Genomic DNA, 19497 nt, shown 5'->3' with positions numbered 1-19497 from the left:
GTGTCAGAACGCCGCCTGGGCCGCGTACACCTCGCGGAGCCGCTGTGCGGTGATCCGGGCCTGGGCGGAATGCAGCCGCTGCCCGGAGCGGCCCCGGGGAGCGCGGGGAGCGGTCGGCGGCGTGGACGACGGGCTGTCCGTGCCCGAGGTGGATTCCGGGGCGGCGGGTGCGGACGAGGGCGCGTCGCTTCCGGACGGCGGCGCGGGACGGTCGACGAGCGTAGGGGTCGGCTCGGGGGCGGCCTGCTCGTCGGCGTCAGGCGCGGGGGCGGCCGGCGGGGTGGCGTCCGCGGAGAGCGCCACGGCGTCCGGAGACAGCGCCACGGTGTTCGGGGAGAGCGTCACGGTCGGCCCTGTCGTCGGCGACGTGCTCGGCCCGGGAATCGCCGGGGTCGCCGGGACGGTGGGTGGCAGCGGGAGGGTGACCGTCGGCGGCAGGTTGTCCAGCGGGTGCGAGGGAGCCGCCGTGTTCGTCGTGAGCCGGCGCCGTGCCTGGGCGACCTTGAAGCCCTGCGCCTCGATGACCGCCCGGCACTGCTGGACGACGTCGCTGAGCGCCGGCCGGTCCTCGGCCCGGTGCGCGAGCATCGCCGTCAGCAGGGGAACCAGCTCGTCGGGGACTCCCGACAGGTCGGGAGCTGTGTCCGGGTCGGTGACCTGGTGGAAGAGGACGTGGATGTTCGCGGCCTGGTACGGCAGGTGCCCGGAGACGGCGAACAGCATCACGGCGCCGAGCGCGTGCACGTCGACAGCGGGCGTCAGCGGCCGGTCGCCTCGCGCTTGTTCGGGCGCCATGCACGCAGGGGTGCCGACCACCGTGTTGGGCGCGGTCAGGGACACGCTCGACTCGGCGAACACCGCGAGCCCGAAGTCGATGATCTTCGGCCCGTTGGGGCCGAGCAGCACGTTGGCGGGCTTGAGGTCACGGTGCAGCAGACCCTGCTTGTGCACGGTGGCGAGCGCTTCGGCGAGCGTCGCCCCGAGTGAGGCGGCGAGTAGCGAGGGAAGCGGGCCGTGCAGGGCCACGTGCCGGCTCAGGTCGGGGCCCTCGATGTACTCGGTGGCCAGCCACGGCGGATCGGCCTCCGGGTCGGCGTCGAGCAGCGCCGCGATCCGCGCGCCCCAGATCGTCTTGAGGATCTCCACTTCCTGGGCGAAGCGCTGCCGGGTCTCGGAGTCCACGACGGACGGTTTGATCACCTTGACGGCTGCGGGCTCCCCGCCGGGGGACTCGCCCAGGTACACCTGCCCCATGCCACCGTGCCCGATGCGGCCGAGCAGCTCGTAGCCGCCCAGCTCGACGGGGTCATGCGGGCTGAGGGGAGCGATGTGCACGAGGGGCCTTTCTGCTCGTGAGCGGGGGGACGGAGCTGACGTGTCCGGTCGCCGCACACGGTATCCGGCCGAAGACCGGTGCTGTACGGGCGCGGAGGCGGCCGGCTATCCGAGGTCCCGCCTGCGCTCCGCGAGGCACCGGACCCACAGCTCGTGGGCCCGGCGAGCCTCGTGCACCGATTCCCGGGCGAAGGCATCGTCGGCGAAACCCACGGCCGCGACCTGCTCCACCACGTGGACGAGGTGCGCGGCCACCTCGCGCAGGCGCTCGGCGTGCGCCTCACGCAGCCGTGGCGCCAGCTCCTCCTCGCGGGCGGCCATGGCCATCAGGTCGTCGAAACCCGCGTCGTCCGCGTACGCGGAAGGGAGAGCGGGCAGGTCCGCCCCGGTGAGGCGGCGCATCACCGGTAGGGCGCGCTCGGCCGCCTCCTCCCGTCCGAGGACACGGTGCAGCAGCTCTCGGGCCTGGTCGGTGCCGCGGACGCGCGCGGAGACCGCGTCCAGGGCGTCAAGCTCCGGGCCGACGCCCTGCTCGTCCTCCGCCGCGAGCAGAGCGCTCAGCCGGGCGGCGATCGCCCGGCCCGTGGCGGACGCGTCGTCGATGACGTCGTAGCAGGCGTCGAGTTCCTCGAAGGCGCGCTCCGCCGTGCGGATCGCGGCCGTCACCATGGCCAGGGTGTCACCGTCGAACCGGCCGACCGCCTGCGCAAGCTGCGCGGACGTCATGGACACCGCCGCCAGCAGGTCCTCGGTGTGCCGCTGCCTGGTCGGTCCGCTCGTCGTTCCGGTGCCCACCGTTCCCCCTCGCCGTGCCGGTGCCCCGCTCCCGATCATGGACGTCGGCCGCCGTGCACGGCAACGCGCGGCCGGAACTGTGCCGGCCGAGGCGTCGGAGTTGGCCGGAAATACGCGAAGCAACGCCGAAGTGGATCACGAGCGCCCCACAATGCACCCGGCCCTACGCTCCTACCCGAGGACACCGATGCTCGATTCGTACCCGGAGTTCCAGCTGCGCCTGCCGTACGGCGGGCCCACGGCCAGAGGCCGGCTGCTGACCGAGAGCGGGACCAACGGCAGCCAGAAGATGGTGGTGCTCGCGGGCTCCCCGGCGCGACCCGACGTCGTCCCGTCGTTCCCGGAGAAGACGCCTTCCTCGTACCGCCTGCGCGAACGGCTCATCGCGGAAGGGGTGATACGCGAAACGTCCACGTGGCCTGGCTGGCTCGAAGTGGTCGAGGACGTGGAGTGCAACTCGCCCTCAGCGGCGGGGGAGATCCTCCTGGGCCGCAGCAGCAACGGGTGGATGGAGTGGAAGACAGAGGACGGCCGGCCGCTCGCCGACTTCCTCGGCCAGGTGTGGTCGGGTCCGAGCCGCGCCTGGCTGGTGCGGGGGCCGCACTCGGCCGGCCCCGACCTGTTCCGGCGCGCGTGGCTCCCCGAAGGCAGGGTGTCCCTGACCGCCGCCCACCTGCGCCCCGCCGCCACCCAGGGCATCAGCAAGGAACAGCTGCGCACCTTCGTCGACGAGGACTACGGGCCGACGGCGACGTACACCGAGAAGCCGCAGCTCGTCGAAGAGCTGCACGCCTTCCTCTCCCGGATGCGGCCCGGCGACACGGTGTGCGTACTCGCCGACGGGCGGCTCCACACCGGGAAGATCACCGGCAATGTCGAGCACCTCGTCGCCGACGACGGAAGCCGCGTCCTCTGGCGCCCCGTGGAGTGGGGAGGCGAGGGCTTCCCTCTGGACGAACTGCCGCAGGAACTGCGCCAGAAGCTCTCGTCGCGCCACGACGTGGTCGACCTCACCACCGTCAAGGCCGTCGTCGACGGCCTCGGGGTCAGCGACGAGGAACTCGTGGAGGAGGCCCTGGCCGACGGCACCGGGATCAGCGCCGAGCCCCTGGCCGTCGCCGCCCGCCGCGACGTGGAGCTGCCCGAGCCCACCGAGGAACTGCGCGAGAAGCTCCACGTGCACCACCTCGAATGGCTGCGGGAGATCAGGCAGCTGCTCCACGACGAGAAGCAGCTGATCTTCTACGGCCCTCCCGGGACGGGCAAGACCTTCCTCGCGCAGAAGCTCGCCGAGTTCTTCGGCGGCGGACGGGAGCAGGTCGAGCTGGTCCAGTTCCACCCGTCGTACTCCTACGAGGACTTCTTCGAAGGCTTCCGTCCCCGCGAGGACCCCGGCACGCGCGAGGTCGCCTTCCGGCTCACGGCCGGCCCGCTGCGGGAGTTCGCCGAACTGGCCCGCAGGGAGGGCAACCGGCACATCCCGCACTTCCTGGTCATCGACGAGATCAACCGTGCCAACCTTGCCAAGGTCTTCGGCGAGCTGTACTTCCTCCTCGAATACCGCGACCTGTCGGTGCGGCTGACCTACTCGGACGAGGACTTCTTCCTGCCCCGCAACCTCTTCGTCATCGGCACCATGAACACGGCCGACCGCTCGATCGCCCTCGTCGACGCGGCGATGCGCCGGCGTTTCGCGTTCGTCGAGCTGTCCCCGCGCATCGATCCGACCCGAGGGCTGCTGCGTTCCTGGCTGGAGTCCGAGGAGAAGGACGCCGAACCCGCGGACCTGCTCGACGCCCTCAACGCCCGGATCGACGACCCCGACTTCAAGATCGGACCGTCGTACCTGATGAAGCCCGGCGTCTACCGCGAGGGCGGACTGGAACGGACCTGGCGGACCAAGATCCTCCCGCTCCTGGAGGAGCACCACTACGGCGAAGGCGTGGACATCGAGGGCCGCTACGGCCTGCCGGCACTGCGCAGAGCCCTCGCGTCACGCACCACCTCTCCCCAACCGGGCGACGGGACCGACGCGCAGTGACCTCCGACGTCCCGCTCGTCGAACACGGACCTGCGCGCTCGGTCCGGCTCCCCGACGCCGTGGGCCGCGCACTGGCCGCGTCCAGGATCCTGGAAGAGGCCGGTCCGGACCCTTATGACCCGGGCGCCTGGCGACTGCGCGCCGGCAGCAGGGTAGGCGCCGTCACACTCACCGTGCCCGGCGGCGAAGGCATCACGGTGCGGATCAACCCCAAGGTGCCGATCGCCCGCCTGCTCTTCCTGCTCGGCTACAGCAGCGACCCCCGGGGCTGGAAGGACGGCACCGTGAACCTGGCCGCGCACGACGACCTCCTCCCGGCGTTCGCGCACGCCGTCGAGCGCCAGATCGACCGCGCACTGCGGCAGGGCCTGCTCCAGGGCTACCGGACGGCCGAGGAGTCGTCCCCCGTCGTACGCGGCCGGCTCCGCGAGTCCGAACAGATCCGCCGCCGATTCGGCATGCCCGTGCCCGCGGAGGTGACGTACGACGAATTCACCACGGACATCGCTGAGAACCGCCTTCTTCGCGCGGCTGTCGACCGGCTCCTGCGCCTCCCCGGTGTCCCCCGGACCGTACGTACGCGTCTGATGCACCAGCGGTCCCGGCTGGTGGACATCACACCGCTCACCCGGGGGCAGAAACCACCCGGCTGGCATCCGACGCGGCTCAACACCCGCTATCACCCGGCACTCCATCTCTCCGAAACGGTGCTGAGGGGATGGTCGGCCGAGCATCTGCCCGGGCAGCTGCGCATGAACGGATTCCTGTTCGACATGAACGGCATCTACGAGGACTTCATCTGTACGGCACTACGGGAGGCCATGCGCCCCTACGGCGGCAGAAGTGTCCTCCAGGCCCGGAACATCCACATGGACGAAGGGGATGTGATCCGCCTGCGACCCGATTTCGTCTGGTACGGAGAGTCCGGCACCCCACTGATCGTCGCGGACGCCAAGTACAAGGCCCGCAGGAAAAGCGGCTTTCCGAATGAGGACCTGTACCAAATGCTGGCCTACTGCACTGCCCTGGGGCTGCCGGAGGGACACCTGGTGTACGCGAAGGGCAACGCTCCACACATCAGCCATCGTGTGCGACATGCCGGTACGGTTCTCCACCAGCACGCCATTGACTTGGAACAGCAGTCCGCGAGGTTGCTCGCCGAGATCGACGCGCTGGCTCGGCGCATGCTTCACGGCTCAGCAATGTCGCGTCAGGGCAGCGCGCCCTCTGGGGGTTCCTCGGGTACCTGAGCCGGTGCATGGGGACGCACGGCTGCGCATACCGAGTTGGAGACAGCTCGTTGTACCGGTTCTTCTCCGATGGGCTGGCTGCTCCGCACGATTCCGATGACGAATCACATAGAGCACCGACCAAGCATCCCCCAGGCTCCGGGGCCGGTAGTCTCCCGATCGCGAACCAACGTCCCAGACAAGTCCCACAGGCGCTGAAAAATCCCCTCTTGGCTCGCATACATGCGGGTCAGGAGGGGATTAGCTGCGTTGTATCTGAGGCTGCTCAGATGTCCCGGAAGATCTCGATCTGCGCGCCGATCGAGTTCAGGCGTTCCGCCAGGTCCTCGTAGCCGCGGTTGATGACGTACACGTTCCGCAGCACCGAGGTGCCCTCCGCGGCCATCATCGCGAGGAGGACGACCACGGCGGGGCGGAGGGCGGGCGGGCACATCATCTCGGCGGCGCGCCAGCGGGTGGGGCCCTCGACCAGGACGCGGTGGGGGTCGAGGAGCTGGAGGCGGCCGCCGAGGCGGTTGAGGTCGGTGAGGTAGATGGCGCGGTTGTCGTAGACCCAGTCGTGGATGAGGGTCTGGCCCTGGGCGGTGGCCGCGATCGCCGCGAAGAAGGGGACGTTGTCGATGTTGAGGCCCGGGAAGGGCATCGGGTGGATCTTGTCGATCGGCGCCTCCAGCTTGGAGGGGCGGACCGTCAGGTCGACCAGGCGGGTGCGGCCGTTGTCGGCGGCGTACTCGGCCGAGCGGTCGTGGTCGAGGCCCATCTCCTCCAGGACCGCGAGCTCGATCTCCAGGAACTCGATCGGCACCCGGCGGATCGTCAGCTCGGACTCGGTGACGACGGCCGCGGCGAGCAGGCTCATCGCCTCGACCGGGTCCTCGGAGGGGGAGTAGTCGACGTCGACGTCGATCTCCGGGATGCCGTGCACGGTCAGCGTGGTGGTGCCGACGCCGTCGACGCGGACGCCGAGCGCCTCCAGGAAGAAGCACAGGTCCTGGACCATGTAGTTGGAGGAGGCGTTGCGGATGACCGTCACGCCGTCGTGGCGGGCGGCGGCCAGCAGCGCGTTCTCGGTCACGGTGTCGCCGCGCTCGGTCAGGACGATCGGGCGGCCGGGGGCCACCGCCTTCTCCACCTGGGCGTGGTACAGGCCCTCGGTGGCGGTGACGTCCAGGCCGAAGCGGCGCAGCGCGATCATGTGCGGCTCGATCGTGCGCGTACCGAGGTCGCAGCCGCCGGCGTACGGCAGCTTGAAGCGGTCCATGCGGTGCAGCAGCGGGCCGAGGAACATGATGATGGAGCGGGTGCGGATGGCGGCCTCGGCGTCGATGGACTCCATGTCCAGCTCGGCCGGCGGCACGATCTCCAGGTCCACGCCGTCGTTGATCCAGCGGGTGCGGACGCCGATGGAGTTGAGGACTTCGAGGAGGCGGAAGACCTCCTCGATCCTCGCGACGCGGCGCAGCACCGTGCGGCCCTTGTTGAGGAGGGTGGCGCAGAGCAGGGCGACGCAGGCGTTCTTGCTGGTCTTGACGTCGATGGAGCCGGAGAGCCGGCGGCGGCCGACGACGCGGAGGTGCATCGGGCCGGCGTAGCCCAGGGACACGATCTCGCTGTCGAGCGCCTCGCCGATGCGGGCGATCATCTCCAGGCTGATGTTCTGGTTGCCGCGCTCGATCCGGTTGACCGCGCTCTGGCTGGTGGCCAGGGCCTCGGCGAGCTGCGTCTGGGTCCAGCCACGGTGTTGCCGGGCGTCACGGATGAGCTTGCCGATGCGTACGAGGTAGTCGTCTGCCATGCCGTCACGTTATCTCAGATATGAGATGCGACGATCATCGGGGTGCGGCAGTCGGGTGACGTCTCGTTAAGGATGAGGCTGTTTGTCCGGTTTCAGTCATGCCGGGAGGTCGATCGCCGTGGGGTGCCGCGGCTCGTACAGCGGGAGCTCCGTCCCGCTCGGCAGCCGTACCGCCGCGAGCAGTCCCCACCCCTGGTCGGTGATGGCCCGTGAGATCTCCGCGCCCTTGTCCTCCAGGGCGGTGAGGGTACGGGTGAGGTCCTCGCACATCAGATAGACCTCGTGCTTCGGCTCGCCGTCGGTCGGGTGGACCGCGACCTCGGCGGGAGGCAGCCGGAAGACCAGCCAGCCCCGCCCCGCGTCCACGTGCGGGAAGCCGACGACGTCCCGGAGGAAGGTCCGGTCGGCCTCCGCGTCCCGGGTGTACAGAATCACGTGCGCGCCGCTGAACATGGACCGATCCTCGGCCCGCCCCCGTCCCCCGGCAACGCGCGCGCCGCCGGACGGGTGGCCGCCGGGCGGGCGCGGTCAGCGCCGCTTCGGCGACCCCGTCGGGGTGAGCGTCCAAGAGCCGCGCGAGCGGACGTACAGCAGGCAGGGCTTCCGCGGGGTGACGGCCTCCGTCGTGAAGGCGCCGGTCCCCTCGCCCAGCAGCGCCCCGGGCCGGTGGTCCGGGCGCAGGGCGTGCAGCGAGAAGGCCGAGCCGTCGTGCTGGGTGATCCGGAGCGGTTCGCGGCCGCCGGGGTGGCGCACCACGTACGAGCCGGCCGACGCGAGGTCGCCGTCCAGGAGCGGGATCGCGTCCGCCGGGTGCAGCCAGACGCGCCAGCCCTTGTCCGTGTTCATCTCCAGGTGGATCGTGTCCCGCCCGTCGGCGGGGACCGGCACGACCGCCCGGGTCAGCCGGGTGGCGTGGGTGAGGGGCTGCCGGTCCGGCCCGTCGCCGCGCGGCTCGGTCAGCTCGACCCAGGATCCCTCGGCCCGCTCCAGGTGCACCACCAGCAGCGCCGGCTCGCGCGGATCGGCGCGGCGCAGCTGCACCCCCTTGCGGCCCCGGCTCTCCCACCGCGCCCGCTCTCCGGTGTGCGCGGGCCAGGTCGCGTACGCGTCGCCGGACGGCGCGTCGGGAGGCGGGGGTGCCGCGGTACGGCTCCGGCGGCGCGGCGCCGTTGCCGGTGGTTCCGGCTCCCGCAGCCCGCTCTCGATCGGCGGCCGCCCCTCGCCCAGTCGTACGGCGTCGGCCGCGCACACGGCGATCGTCCGGGCCGCCCCGCCGGCGGGCGCCCAGCGGACCTCCTCGGCGGCCCGCCCGTGGCGCGGGTCGAAGAAGCAGAGGGGGAGGCGGTGGGGGCGCGGCCGGCCGTCGAGGGCGGCGTCCACGCAGGCCAGCGCGTGCCGCCCGGCGTCGAGCGCGCGCAGCACGTCGGCGGCGTCGCGCAGCGTCCGGTCGCCGGTGAAGTCCCGTTTGGCCTGCTCGTACGCGTCCAGCGCCCGCTGGTAGTCGGCGAGCAGGCCGGGGGCGTGCGCCTGGTGGTCGGGGACGAAGGGGTGCGCGGCGAGCGCTTCCCCGAACGCGGTGATCTCCGCGTCCACCCGGGCCAGTTCCCCGTCGCGTCCGCCGCGTCCCCGGAAGAGTCCCCGGATCGCCCCCACCATGCCGTCCGTCACGCGGGTGATCGTAGGCGCGGGGCCGCCGCTGCCGGAAGCCCCGCCCACCGGCGGCCCCGACGGGCGCCACGTGAGATCGGGGGACGCCCAGGCATGACCGACGGGCGGGGATGCACTAGAGTTATCTCGACATCGAGATAACTGCTTACGGCGCACCGTGGCCGCCTGATCGGTAAGGGTTACCTAACTTAGCCTTACCTTAGCGGATCGGCGAGGAGCCGTGGCGGCAGCATGACGGTAGTACGCGCACATTGATGAAGGAGACTGTCGTGTCGGCGAACAGCTTCGACGCCCGCAGCACGCTGCGCGTGGGCGACGAGTCGTACGAGATCTTCAAGCTGGACAAGGTCGAGGGCTCCGCGCGCCTCCCTTACAGCCTGAAGGTCCTCCTGGAGAACCTGCTCCGCACCGAGGACGGCGCGAACATCACCGCCGACCACATCCGGGCCCTCGGCAACTGGGACTCGCAGGCCCAGCCGAGCCAGGAGATCCAGTTCACGCCGGCGCGCGTGATCATGCAGGACTTCACCGGTGTCCCCTGCGTCGTCGACCTCGCCACCATGCGTGAGGCCGTCGCGGCGCTCGGCGGCGACCCGGCGAAGATCAACCCGCTCTCCCCGGCCGAGATGGTCATCGACCACTCCGTCATCGCCGACAAGTTCGGCACCAACGACGCCTTCGCGCAGAACGTCGAGCTGGAGTACGGCCGCAACAAGGAGCGCTACCAGTTCCTGCGCTGGGGCCAGACCGCCTTCGACGACTTCAAGGTCGTCCCCCCGGGCACCGGCATCGTCCACCAGGTGAACATCGAGCACCTGGCCCGCACCGTCATGGTCCGCAACGGCCAGGCGTACCCCGACACCCTCGTCGGCACCGACTCCCACACCACCATGGTCAACGGCCTCGGTGTGCTCGGCTGGGGCGTCGGCGGCATCGAGGCCGAGGCCGCCATGCTCGGCCAGCCGGTCTCCATGCTCATCCCGCGCGTCGTCGGCTTCAAGCTGACCGGCGAGCTGCCCACCGGCACCACCGCCACCGACCTGGTGCTGACCATCACCGAGATGCTGCGCAAGCACGGCGTCGTCGGCAAGATCGTCGAGTTCTACGGCGAGGGCGTCGCCGCCACCTCGCTGGCCAACCGCGCCACCATCGGCAACATGTCGCCGGAGTTCGGCTCCACCGCCGCCATGTTCCCGATCGACGGCGAGACCCTGAACTACCTGAAGCTCACCGGCCGTTCCGCGCAGCAGGTCGCGCTGGTCGAGGCGTACGCCAAGGAGCAGGGCCTCTGGCTGGACCCGAAGGCCGAGCCCGACTTCTCCGAGAAGCTGGAGCTCGACCTCTCCACGGTCGTCCCGTCCATCGCCGGCCCGAAGCGCCCGCAGGACCGCATCGTCCTCGCGAACGCCGCCGCGCAGTTCGCCCAGGACGTGCGCAACTACGTCGACTCCGTCGACGAGGCGGGCAAGGAGTCCTTCCCGGCCTCCGACGCCCCGGCCGTCTCCAGCACGGTCCCGTCGAACCCGGTCGAGGTGACCGCCCCCGACGGCACCACCTACACCCTCGACCACGGTGCGGTGACGGTCGCGGCCATCACCTCCTGCACCAACACGTCGAACCCGTACGTCATGGTCGCCGCCGCGCTCGTCGCGAAGAAGGCCGTGGAGAAGGGCCTGACCCGCAAGCCGTGGGTCAAGACCACCCTCGCCCCGGGCTCGAAGGTCGTCACCGACTACTTCGACAAGGCCGGTCTCACCCCGTACCTCGACAAGGTCGGCTTCAACCTCGTCGGCTACGGCTGCACCACCTGCATCGGCAACTCCGGCCCGCTGCCGGAGGAGGTCTCCAAGGCGGTCAACGACCACGACCTGGCCGTGACCTCGGTGCTCTCGGGCAACCGCAACTTCGAGGGTCGCATCAACCCCGACGTCAAGATGAACTACCTGGCCTCCCCGCCGCTGGTCGTCGCGTACGCCATCGCGGGCTCCATGAAGGTGGACATCACCAAGGACGCGCTGGGTGTCGACACCGAGGGCAACCCGGTCTTCCTGAAGGACATCTGGCCCTCCGAGGCCGAGGTCAACGACGTCGTCGCCAACGCGATCGGCGAGGACATGTTCGCCAAGTCCTACCAGGACGTCTTCGCCGGCGACGCCCAGTGGCAGTCGCTGTCGATCCCGACCGGCAACACCTTCGAGTGGGACGCCGAGTCGACCTACGTCCGCAAGCCCCCGTACTTCGAGGGCATGACGATGGAGACCACCCCGGTCACCGACATCACGGGCGCCCGCGTGCTCGCGAAGCTCGGCGACTCGGTCACCACCGACCACATCTCCCCGGCCGGCGCCATCAAGGCCGACACCCCGGCCGGCAAGTACCTCACCGAGCACGGTGTGGAGCGTCGTGACTTCAACTCCTACGGCTCGCGCCGTGGCAACCACGAGGTCATGATCCGCGGCACCTTCGCCAACATCCGCCTGCGCAACCAGATCGCGCCGGGCACCGAGGGCGGCTTCACGCGTGACTTCACGCAGGAGGGCGGCCCGGTCTCCTTCATCTACGACGCCTCGCAGAACTACCAGGCCGCCGGCACCCCGCTGGTCATCCTGGGCGGCAAGGAGTACGGCTCCGGCTCGTCCCGCGACTGGGCCGCCAAGGGCACCGCGCTCCTCGGCGTCAAGGCCGTCATCACCGAGTCGTACGAGCGCATCCACCGCTCGAACCTCATCGGCATGGGCGTCCTGCCGCTCCAGTTCCCGGCCGGCCAGTCGGCCGACTCGCTGGGCCTGACCGGCGAGGAGACCTTCTCCATCACCGGCATCACTGAGCTGAACGAGGGCACCACCCCCAGCACGGTGAAGGTCACCACCGACACCGGTGTCGAGTTCGACGCGGTCGTCCGCATCGACACCCCCGGCGAGGCGGACTACTACCGCAACGGCGGCATCATGCAGTACGTGCTGCGCAACCTGATCCGCGGCTGACCCCGCTGACCCGGTAGCAAGCGGGAAGGGCCCCGCTCCTCGTCACGAGGAGCGGGGCCCTTCCGTCTCTCCGAGGAGATCAGAACATCATGCGGAAGCCGTTCCAGCCCGACGTGCCGATCTTCATGCGGGTGGTGTACGGCGAGGACGCGCTGCCCTTGCCCTTGTACAGCCACAGCGCGCCGGCGCCGTCGCGGGCGACCAGGTCCGCGCGGCCGTCGCCGGTCAGGTCACCGGGGGAGAACAGCAGGTTGTACGTGTTCCAGCCGGAGCCGACCCGGGTGCGGGTGGCGAACGGCGCCCGGTAGTTGCCGGTGCCCTTGTACAGCCACAGGACGCCGTTGCGGTCGCGGGCCACGACGTCGGCGCGGCCGTCGCCGGTCACGTCGCCCTTGCCCGCGATCTGGGTGTACGCGTTCCACCCGGAGCCGACGCGGTAGCGCTGGGTCAGCGAGGCGTTGCCGTTGCCCAGGTAGTGCCACAGCACACCGGAGTAGTCGCGGGCCAGGACGTCGTCCGGGGCGCCGCCACCGGTGTTGCCCGCCGAGACGACCTTGTTGTAGATGTTCCAGCCGCCGCCGAGGTCCCGGACCGGACCGTCGGCGGCGTAGTGCAGCCGGCCGCCGGTGGTGATGGCGTACCAGCCGTCGGAGTGGTACCAGTCGCCTTCCAGGCGCCCGTCGGTGTCCGCCTGGTTCATGTGCTTGTAGTTCACCCAGCCGGTGCCGGACAGGCCGGCGATGCGCTGGATGGAGCCGCCGCCGACCGGGGTGTAGCCGACGACGTCGCCGTTGCTGTGCACGCCGTACAGGTTGTTGAGCGCCGCCGGGGCGGCCGCGGCGGCCGCGGAGGTCGCGGAGGCGGCACCCGCGGAGCCCGCGAGGTTCGCCTGCTGCGCGGGCTTGAACGTCGGGCCCGGCTCCGCCGCCACGGCGGCCGTCGTGGTGCCCACCAGGGCGGCGGTCAGCGCGGCGACCGTGACACGGGCGAGCACGCCCGTGCGGTTCAGGCCAGAAGTCTTGGCCACGTAAATCTCCAGATCCATATCGAGAACAGGACAGTACGGACGGCCACCGAACTCGGCCCGGTTCGGCGGGATTTCCCCCGTTTCCACCCACCCGGCGGCGAGTCCGTACATGACAGGAAGACGGCGCCCGCGCCCCTCCGGTTCCAGCCACACCGCAACTTCCTCCGGGCCTCGTCCGCTTCGCCGCATTTCGAATGGACCATTCATCTCGTGAAGGCGGCGCGGAGGGGTGCGCTCCGGCTCGGCGGGGCAGGCTTCCGGCGGCGGGCGCCGGGAAATCCCCGAGGTCTCAACTCGGGAAAGAAGCCTGACGAATGCTGCTTTCGATCTTGCTCCGGTCGAGGGAAGTGGACTATACCTGTCGGCGTCCAGCCCGTCGGAACCTCCGGCGACGGCCCGACGCCTGCACGACCCAGCTGCAAATGACCGCGGTGGCGGGGCCCTTCGCCGGTGGCGAGACGAAGTACGGGCGACCGGTACACCGCCTGAGTCCTGAATGAAGGCGAGGACTTGAGCATGGGATCCACCTCCGCCCACTCGAACGAGGGCGGCCTCGGCCGTCGTGATCTGATCAAGCGTTCCGCCGCTCTCGGTCTGGTCTCCGTCCCGGCCATGGGCTTCCTTTCCGCCTGCGCCAGCGGCGGCGGAAAGACCAACGACAAGGTCGAGAAGGGCGTCAAGTCCGACAAGAACCCGCTCGGGGTCAATGAGTCGGCCGAGCTCGATTTCGTCCTTTTCGACGGCGGTTTCGGGCAGCAGTACGCCAAGGACGCGATCAAGCTCTACGAGCAGGCGCACCCCCAGTCGAAGGTGAAGTTCACCCCGACCCAGAAGATCACCACGGAGCTCCAGCCGCGGTTCAACGGCGGCACCCCGCCGGACCTCATCGACAACTCCGGTGCCGAGCAGATGGACATGGGCGTCCTCGTCGGCCAGAAGCAGCTCACCGACCTGACCCCGCTGCTCGACGCGCCCTCCGTCGACGACCCGTCGAAGAAGGTCCGCGACACCCTGCGCCCCGGCATCGTCGAGATGGGCCAGTTCGACGGCGAGCCCTGCTGGATGCTCAACTACGCCTACACCGTCTACGGGGTGTGGTACTCGCAGAAGGCGCTGGACTCCCTCGACGCCAAGTACCCCGAGACCTGGGACGAGATGCTGGCCCTCTGCGAGAAGGCCAAGAAGAAGGGCATCGCTCCCTGGACGTACGCGGGCAAGCACCCGTACTACATCCCCTTCTCGCTCTACCCGATGATCGGCAAGGTCGGCGGACGCGAGGTCCTCGACGCCATCGACAACCTGGAGCCGAAGGCGTGGGAGCACCCCGCCGTCAAGGCGTGCTTCGAGGCGTACTACGAGCTCTACAAGAAGGGGTACATCCTCCAGGGCACCCCCGGCCTCGACCACATCCAGTCGCAGACCGCCTGGACCGAGGGCAAGGCGCTGTTCATCCCGAACGGCTCCTGGGTCGAGAACGAGGCCGCGAAGACCATGCCGGCCGACTTCGGCCTGGCGGTCTCCGCGCCGACCGGCCTCGACTCCTCCGACAAGCTGCCGTTCGGCACCCTGTGGGCGGCCGGCGGCGAGCCCTTCATCGTCCCGGCGAAGGCGAAGAACCCCGAGGGCGCCATGGAGCAGCTGCGCATCATGCTCAGCGAGGCGTCGTCCAGGAACTTCACCCAGTCCGTGAAGTCGCTCAGCGCGCTCAACGGCGGCACCGACGGCATCGAGCTGTCCCCGGGCCTCAAGTCCGGCGTCGCGGCCCTGGAGAAGGCCGGCACCAACGTGGTCAACCCGCGCCTCCAGGACTGGTACGTGGCCCTCCAGAAGGAGAAGATCGGCGTCGCCGGCATCGGCGAGATGATGGCAGGCCGCGCCACCCCGGCCGAGACGATCAAGAAGATCCAGAAGTTCGCCGACGACGCGGCCAAGGACCCGAACATCAAGCACTACAAGCACCAGTGACAGCCGTGCCGGGGCCCCTTCCCGCCGACCGGGAGCGGGCCCCGGCCGCTCGGCGCGCGGCGCCGCGGCGCGCCCTTCGCCGGAGATCGGGGTCGGTTAGGAATGCAGCACGGCAAGTACCGTTTCATCGTGGGGTTCCTGGCGGTCCCCCTGGCGCTGTACGCGCTCTTCGTCATCTGGCCGTTCATCCAGTCCATCTACTACTCGCTCACGGACTGGACCGGCCTGAGTCCCGAATTCGGGTTCGTCGGACTCGACAACTACACCCGGCTGTTCCAGGACGAGATCTTCTGGAAGTCGCTCCAGCACAGTCTGACCTTCGCGGTCGTCCTTCCGCTGGTGACGGTCGGATTCGCGCTCTTCCTGGCGTTCATGCTGAATGTGGGCGGCCGGCGGAGGAAGGGAGCGGCGGTCACCGGTGTGCGCGGCTCCTCGTTCTACAAGATCGTCTACTTCTTCCCGCAGGTGCTGTCGATCGTCATCGTGGCGCTGCTCTTCCAGTTCGCGTACAACCCGAACAGCGGGGCCATCAATTCGTTCCTGAAGGCGGTCGGTCTCGGCGGCATCCAGCCGGACTGGCTCGGTGACCCGGATCTCGCCCTCATCTGCGTGATGGTGGTTCTCGTCTGGTCCACCGTCGGATTCTTCGTGGTCCTCTTCTCGGCGGGCATGGCGTCCATTCCGCGCGATTTCTACGAGGCCGCGCTGCTCGACGGCGCCAGCCGCTTCACGACCTTCTTCCGGATCACCCTCCCGCTGCTCTGGGACACCGTGCAGTCGGGCTGGATCTACATGGGCATCCTCGCGCTCGGCGCGGAGTCCTTCGCGGTCGTGCAGATCATGACCGTCGGCCCCAACGGCGGCGGGCCCGACTACTCGACCATCGTCATGCCGCTGTACGTGTACCAGAAGGCGTTCCGGGACGGTCAGGCCGCCTACGCCACGACCATCGGTGTCGCGCTCCTCCTCGTCACGCTCGCGTTCGCCGCGGTCGTGATGAAGCTGGGCCGGCGCGAGCGGCTGGAGTTCTGATGAAGACCACCGACACCCCGCCCACCGGCGACGCGCGGATCCCCGCCCCCCGGGCGGCCCAGGGCCCCGAGATCAGGAAGGTCGCCGCCCCCGCCGGGGAGAAGCGGGAGGGCGCCGTCCTCAACGTCTTCTCGCACGGCGTCCTGATCATCTGGGCGATCATGGTGGTGCTGCCGCTGCTCTGGGCGGTCATGACCTCCTTCAAGGCCGACCGGGCGATCTTCACCTCCCCGTGGTCGCTGCCGGACACCCTGCACTTCGAGAACTGGTCGCGCGCCTGGACCCAGGCGCACATGAGCGAGTACTTCCTGAACACGCTCGTGGTGGTCGGCGGTTCGCTGGCCGGCACCCTGCTCTTCGGCTCGATGGCGGCGTACGTGCTGGCCCGCTTCGAGTTCCCCGGGAACCGCTTCCTCTACTTCCTCTTCATCGGGGGGATGAGCTTCCCGATCATCCTGGCGCTGGTGCCGCTCTTCTACGTGATGCAGAACATGGCCCTGCTGAACACCATGCACGGCCTGATCCTGGTCTACATCGCGTACTCGCTGCCCTTCACCGTCTTCTTCCTGACCGCCTTCTTCCGGACGCTGCCGACCTCGGTGGCGGAGGCGGCTTTCATCGACGGCGCCTCGCACACCCGCACCTTCTTCCAGGTGATGCTGCCGATGGCCAAGCCGGGCCTGATCAGCGTCGGCATCTTCAACTTCCTCGGTCAGTGGAACCAGTACCTGCTGCCGACGGTGCTCAACACGGACCCGGAGAACAAGGTGCTCTCCCAGGGGCTGGTGCAGCTCGCCGTCAGCCAGGGCTACAAGGGCGACTGGTCCGGGCTCTTCGCCGGCCTCGTGATGGCGATGCTGCCGGTGCTCGCCGCGTACATCGTCTTCCAGCGGCAGGTGGTGGCCGGACTCACGGCCGGCGCCGTCAAGTAGCGGAGAAGGCGCCCCAGAAGGAGGAGAGCGCTCTCAGGCCCCCGCGCGCGTTCGCGTGCGGGGGCCTTCGCCTGTCTCCGCGCGCCCCCTGGGGTGTTCCGGGTCTTGACGGAAGCGAAGGCGAAAGCGTCCCCTTAGAGTTCACATGTTGGAGAAAACGGTGGGAGTGAGAGAGTCGATGGAGACTCCGGGGTCGCAGACGTCGCTGCACAGGGCCAATCTGGAGCGGGTCGTGCGGGCGGTGCGGATGGCCGGTTCGCTGACCCAGGCGGAGATCGCCCGGGCGACGGGGCTGTCGGCGGCGACCGTCTCCAACATCGTCCGCGAGCTCAAGGACGGCGGCACGGTCGAGGTCACCCCGACCTCGGCGGGCGGCCGCCGGGCCCGCAGCGTCTCCCTCTCCGGCGACGCCGGCATCGTCATCGGCGTCGACTTCGGCCACACCCACCTGCGGGTCGCGGTCGGCAACCTCGCCCACCAGGTGCTCGCCGAGGAGGCCGAGCCGCTCGACGTGGACGCCTCCGCCGCGGAGGGCTTCGACCGGGCGGAACAGCTGGTCAACCGGCTGATCGAGGCCACCGGCATCGGCCGCGACAAGGTGATCGGCGTCGGGCTCGGCGTGCCCGGCCCGATCGACGTCTCCTCCGGCACCCTCGGCTCCACGTCGATCCTGCCGGGCTGGAGCGGCATCAACCCCGCCGAGGAGCTCTCCGCCCGGCTCGGGGTCCCCGTCCACGTCGACAACGACGCCAACCTGGGCGCGCTCGGCGAGCTGGTGTGGGGGAGCGGCCGGGGCGTCAAGGACCTGGCGTACATCAAGGTGGCGAGCGGTGTGGGCGCCGGCCTCGTGATCGACGGGCGGGTGTACCGGGGGCCCGGCGGCACGGCCGGCGAGATCGGCCACATCACCCTCGACGAGTCGGGCCCGGTCTGCCGCTGCGGCAACCGCGGCTGCCTGGAGACCTTCACCGCCGCCCGCTACGTGCTGCCGCTGCTCCAGCCCAGCCACGGGCCGGACCTCACCATGGAGCGGGTGGTGCAGCTGGCCCGCGAGGGCGACCCGGGCTGCCGGCGGGTCATCGCCGACGTCGGGCGCCACATCGGCAGCGGGGTCGCCAACCTCTGCAACCTCTTGAACCCGAGCCGGGTGGTGCTCGGCGGCGACCTCGCCGAGGCCGGCGAGCTGGTGCTCGCCCCGATCCGGGACTCGGTCGGCCGGTACGCGATCCCCAGCGCCGCCCGCCAGCTCTCCCTGGTCCAGGGGGCCCTGGGCGGCCGCGCCGAGGTGCTGGGCGCGCTGGCGCTGGTGCTGAGCGAGATGGGTGACGCGACCCTGCTGACCGGTACGGAGAGTGCTCACGCGGCCACGCTGCCGGTATCCGTGCCCGCCTTCACTTAGAGAACGATAACCACCGTTGTCATCTCGTTAAGTTTTCACTTCTTGACGACGGTGTTGCGGCCGAGTTGACTTCGTGACACCTCGGCCGCACCGTCGCGGCCTCGTCAGGGAGGCAACCCCACATGAACGCAATGACTCGTCGTGTCGTCATAGGCTCGGCCGCGGTCTCGATGGCCCTCGCGCTCTCCGCCTGTGGCCAGGCCGGCGGCGGTGACGGCGAGGACAAGGGCAGCTCGACCAAGATCGGTCTGCTCCTCCCGGAGAACAAGACCGCGCGGTACGAGTCCCTGGACAAGCCGCAGTTCGAGAAGGCCGTCAAGGCGGCCTGCGGCGACTGCGAGGTCGTCTACAACAACGCCGTCTCCGACGTCGTGAAGCAGAAGCAGCAGTTCGACCAGCTCATCGCCGACGGCGTCAAGGTCATCGCGCTCGACCCGGTCGACTCCGCCAAGGCCGCCGGCTGGGTCAAGGAGGCGCAGGGCAAGGGCGTCAAGGTCGTCGCGTACGACCGCGCGATCGAGGGCGCCGACGCCTACGTCAGCCACGACAACAACAAGGTCGGCGAGCTCCAGGGCCAGGCCCTGCTCTCCGCCCTCGGCGCCAAGGCCGCCACCGCCCAGATCGTGATGATCAACGGCGACGAGAAGGACCCGAACGCCGGTCTCTTCAAGAAGGGCGCCCACACCGCCCTCGACGGCAAGGTCGGCAAGATCGCCTACGAGGCGTCCGGCGAGTGGGACCCGAAGGTCGCGGGCGAGAAGATGGCCGCCGCCATCTCCTCCGTCGGCAAGGACAAGATCGGCGCCGTCTACTCCGCCAACGACGGCATGGCGGGCGGCATCATCACCTCCCTGGAGAACGCCGGCATCAAGGGCATCCCGGTCGGCGGCCAGGACGCCGAGGTCGCGGGCATCCAGCGGATCGTCGCCGGCACCCAGACCTTCACCATCTACAAGTCGCCGCTCCAGCTGGCCCCCGAGGCCGCCAAGTTCTCGGTCAACCTGCTCCAGGGCAAGGACCTCGGCGCCCAGGGCGAGACCGACGGCGTGAAGTCCACCCTCTTCGCCCCGGTGGTCGTCGACAAGACCAACATCCAGTCCACGGTGATCAAGGACGGCATCTACGCCGCCGCCGACATCTGCTCCGCGGACCTCGCCGCCAAGTGCGCCGAGCTGGGCATCAAGTAAGCCCCCCGGGCCCGGACTTCCGGGCCCGCCCCCTCCTGCCGGGGGCGTCAGACCCCGGCAGGACGCGGAACGCGCCCGCCCCCGAGC

At 69.9% G+C, this 19497-nt stretch carries 14 protein-coding genes; 8 read left to right on the top strand and 6 right to left on the bottom strand.

Features of this window, described 5'->3' with window-relative positions; all coding sequences use genetic code 11:
• Positions 1 to 3: 3 nt before the first annotated feature.
• On the bottom strand, positions 4 to 1335 hold the full coding sequence (locus IF73_RS0109115; protein ID WP_031005405.1) for a serine/threonine-protein kinase: 1332 nt from the start codon (positions 1333 to 1335) through the stop codon (positions 4 to 6).
• A 105-nt stretch (positions 1336 to 1440) separates the two neighbouring features.
• Positions 1441 to 2130: a hypothetical protein gene (locus IF73_RS0109110; RefSeq protein WP_031005403.1), complete on the bottom strand. Its 690-nt coding sequence runs from the start codon at positions 2128 to 2130 to the stop codon at positions 1441 to 1443.
• Between the two features lie 187 nt (positions 2131 to 2317).
• On the opposite strand from IF73_RS0109110, the gene IF73_RS0109105 reads away from it, so the two are divergent.
• Both IF73_RS0109105 and IF73_RS0109100 read left to right on the top strand, forming a co-directional pair.
• A complete protein-coding gene (locus tag IF73_RS0109105; RefSeq protein WP_031005401.1) occupies positions 2318 to 4171 on the top strand; it encodes a DUF4357 domain-containing protein in 1854 nt (617 codons plus the stop codon).
• Positions 4168 to 5421 (top strand): McrC family protein, encoded by a 1254-nt coding sequence (locus IF73_RS0109100; protein ID WP_031005399.1) that lies wholly within the window; start codon positions 4168 to 4170, stop codon positions 5419 to 5421. Before IF73_RS0109105 ends, IF73_RS0109100 begins: the two co-directional genes overlap by 4 nt.
• A 265-nt stretch (positions 5422 to 5686) precedes the next feature.
• On the opposite strand, the gene IF73_RS0109095 is transcribed toward IF73_RS0109100, so the two are convergent.
• The 3 genes from IF73_RS0109095 to IF73_RS38585 all read right to left on the bottom strand — a co-directional run bounded on the left by IF73_RS0109095 (position 5687) and on the right by IF73_RS38585 (position 8884).
• The gene (locus IF73_RS0109095) at positions 5687 to 7216 is read right to left on the bottom strand and encodes a helix-turn-helix domain-containing protein (protein WP_031005397.1); all 1530 of its coding nucleotides are present in this window, start codon (positions 7214 to 7216) and stop codon (positions 5687 to 5689) included.
• Positions 7217 to 7312: 96 nt separating this feature from the next.
• Positions 7313 to 7669, bottom strand: coding sequence for a VOC family protein (locus tag IF73_RS0109090; protein WP_031005395.1), 357 nt, complete (start codon positions 7667 to 7669; stop codon positions 7313 to 7315).
• A 75-nt stretch (positions 7670 to 7744) separates the two neighbouring features.
• Positions 7745 to 8884, bottom strand: a complete 1140-nt coding sequence (locus IF73_RS38585; RefSeq protein ID WP_031005393.1) for a hypothetical protein — start codon at positions 8882 to 8884, stop codon at positions 7745 to 7747.
• Positions 8885 to 9153: 269 nt separating this feature from the next.
• On the opposite strand from IF73_RS38585, the gene acnA reads away from it, so the two are divergent.
• The gene (gene acnA, locus IF73_RS0109080) at positions 9154 to 11868 is read left to right on the top strand and encodes an aconitate hydratase AcnA (RefSeq protein WP_031005391.1); all 2715 of its coding nucleotides are present in this window, start codon (positions 9154 to 9156) and stop codon (positions 11866 to 11868) included.
• A 79-nt stretch (positions 11869 to 11947) separates the two neighbouring features.
• Here acnA and IF73_RS0109075 read toward each other — a convergent pair whose 3' ends face one another.
• Complete coding sequence (locus tag IF73_RS0109075; protein ID WP_031005389.1) at positions 11948 to 12895, bottom strand: FG-GAP repeat domain-containing protein; 948 nt, start codon at positions 12893 to 12895, stop codon at positions 11948 to 11950.
• 516 nt (positions 12896 to 13411) lie between these two features.
• Between IF73_RS0109075 and ngcE the strand changes: the two genes are divergently transcribed.
• From ngcE to IF73_RS0109050, 5 genes are all read left to right on the top strand, one after another.
• Positions 13412 to 14860 carry an N-acetylglucosamine/diacetylchitobiose ABC transporter substrate-binding protein gene (ngcE, locus tag IF73_RS0109070; RefSeq protein WP_031005387.1) on the top strand — a complete coding sequence of 483 codons (1449 nt, stop codon included), beginning with the start codon at positions 13412 to 13414 and terminating at the stop codon, positions 14858 to 14860.
• Positions 14861 to 14962: 102 nt separating this feature from the next.
• Positions 14963 to 15892 carry a carbohydrate ABC transporter permease gene (locus IF73_RS0109065; protein WP_031005385.1) on the top strand — a complete coding sequence of 310 codons (930 nt, stop codon included), beginning with the start codon at positions 14963 to 14965 and terminating at the stop codon, positions 15890 to 15892.
• Complete coding sequence (locus IF73_RS0109060) at positions 15892 to 16824, top strand: carbohydrate ABC transporter permease (protein ID WP_031005383.1); 933 nt, start codon at positions 15892 to 15894, stop codon at positions 16822 to 16824. Before IF73_RS0109065 ends, IF73_RS0109060 begins: the two co-directional genes overlap by 1 nt.
• Positions 16825 to 17002: 178 nt before the next feature.
• Positions 17003 to 18223 (top strand): ROK family transcriptional regulator, encoded by a 1221-nt coding sequence (locus tag IF73_RS0109055; RefSeq protein WP_031005381.1) that lies wholly within the window; start codon positions 17003 to 17005, stop codon positions 18221 to 18223.
• Positions 18224 to 18345: 122 nt separating this feature from the next.
• Complete coding sequence (locus IF73_RS0109050) at positions 18346 to 19410, top strand: sugar ABC transporter substrate-binding protein (RefSeq protein WP_031005379.1); 1065 nt, start codon at positions 18346 to 18348, stop codon at positions 19408 to 19410.
• The last annotated feature ends 87 nt before the right edge of the window (positions 19411 to 19497 follow it).

Source organism: Streptomyces sp. NRRL F-5727, assembly GCF_000719555.1.
Taxonomy (GTDB): domain Bacteria; phylum Actinomycetota; class Actinomycetes; order Streptomycetales; family Streptomycetaceae; genus Streptomyces.
This window is presented reverse-complemented; position numbering and strand designations above follow the sequence as displayed.

Coding starts and splice junctions, on each gene's coding strand:
- IF73_RS0109105 (WP_031005401.1), top strand. CDS start 2,318: ATGCTCGATTCGTACCCGGAGTTCCAGCTGCGCCTGCCGTACGGCGGG.
- IF73_RS0109095 (WP_031005397.1), bottom strand. CDS start 7,216: ATGGCAGACGACTACCTCGTACGCATCGGCAAGCTCATCCGTGACGCC.
- IF73_RS0109090 (WP_031005395.1), bottom strand. CDS start 7,669: ATGTTCAGCGGCGCGCACGTGATTCTGTACACCCGGGACGCGGAGGCC.
- ngcE (WP_031005387.1), top strand. CDS start 13,412: ATGGGATCCACCTCCGCCCACTCGAACGAGGGCGGCCTCGGCCGTCGT.
- IF73_RS0109065 (WP_031005385.1), top strand. CDS start 14,963: ATGCAGCACGGCAAGTACCGTTTCATCGTGGGGTTCCTGGCGGTCCCC.
- IF73_RS0109060 (WP_031005383.1), top strand. CDS start 15,892: ATGAAGACCACCGACACCCCGCCCACCGGCGACGCGCGGATCCCCGCC.
- IF73_RS0109055 (WP_031005381.1), top strand. CDS start 17,003: ATGGAGACTCCGGGGTCGCAGACGTCGCTGCACAGGGCCAATCTGGAG.
- IF73_RS0109050 (WP_031005379.1), top strand. CDS start 18,346: ATGAACGCAATGACTCGTCGTGTCGTCATAGGCTCGGCCGCGGTCTCG.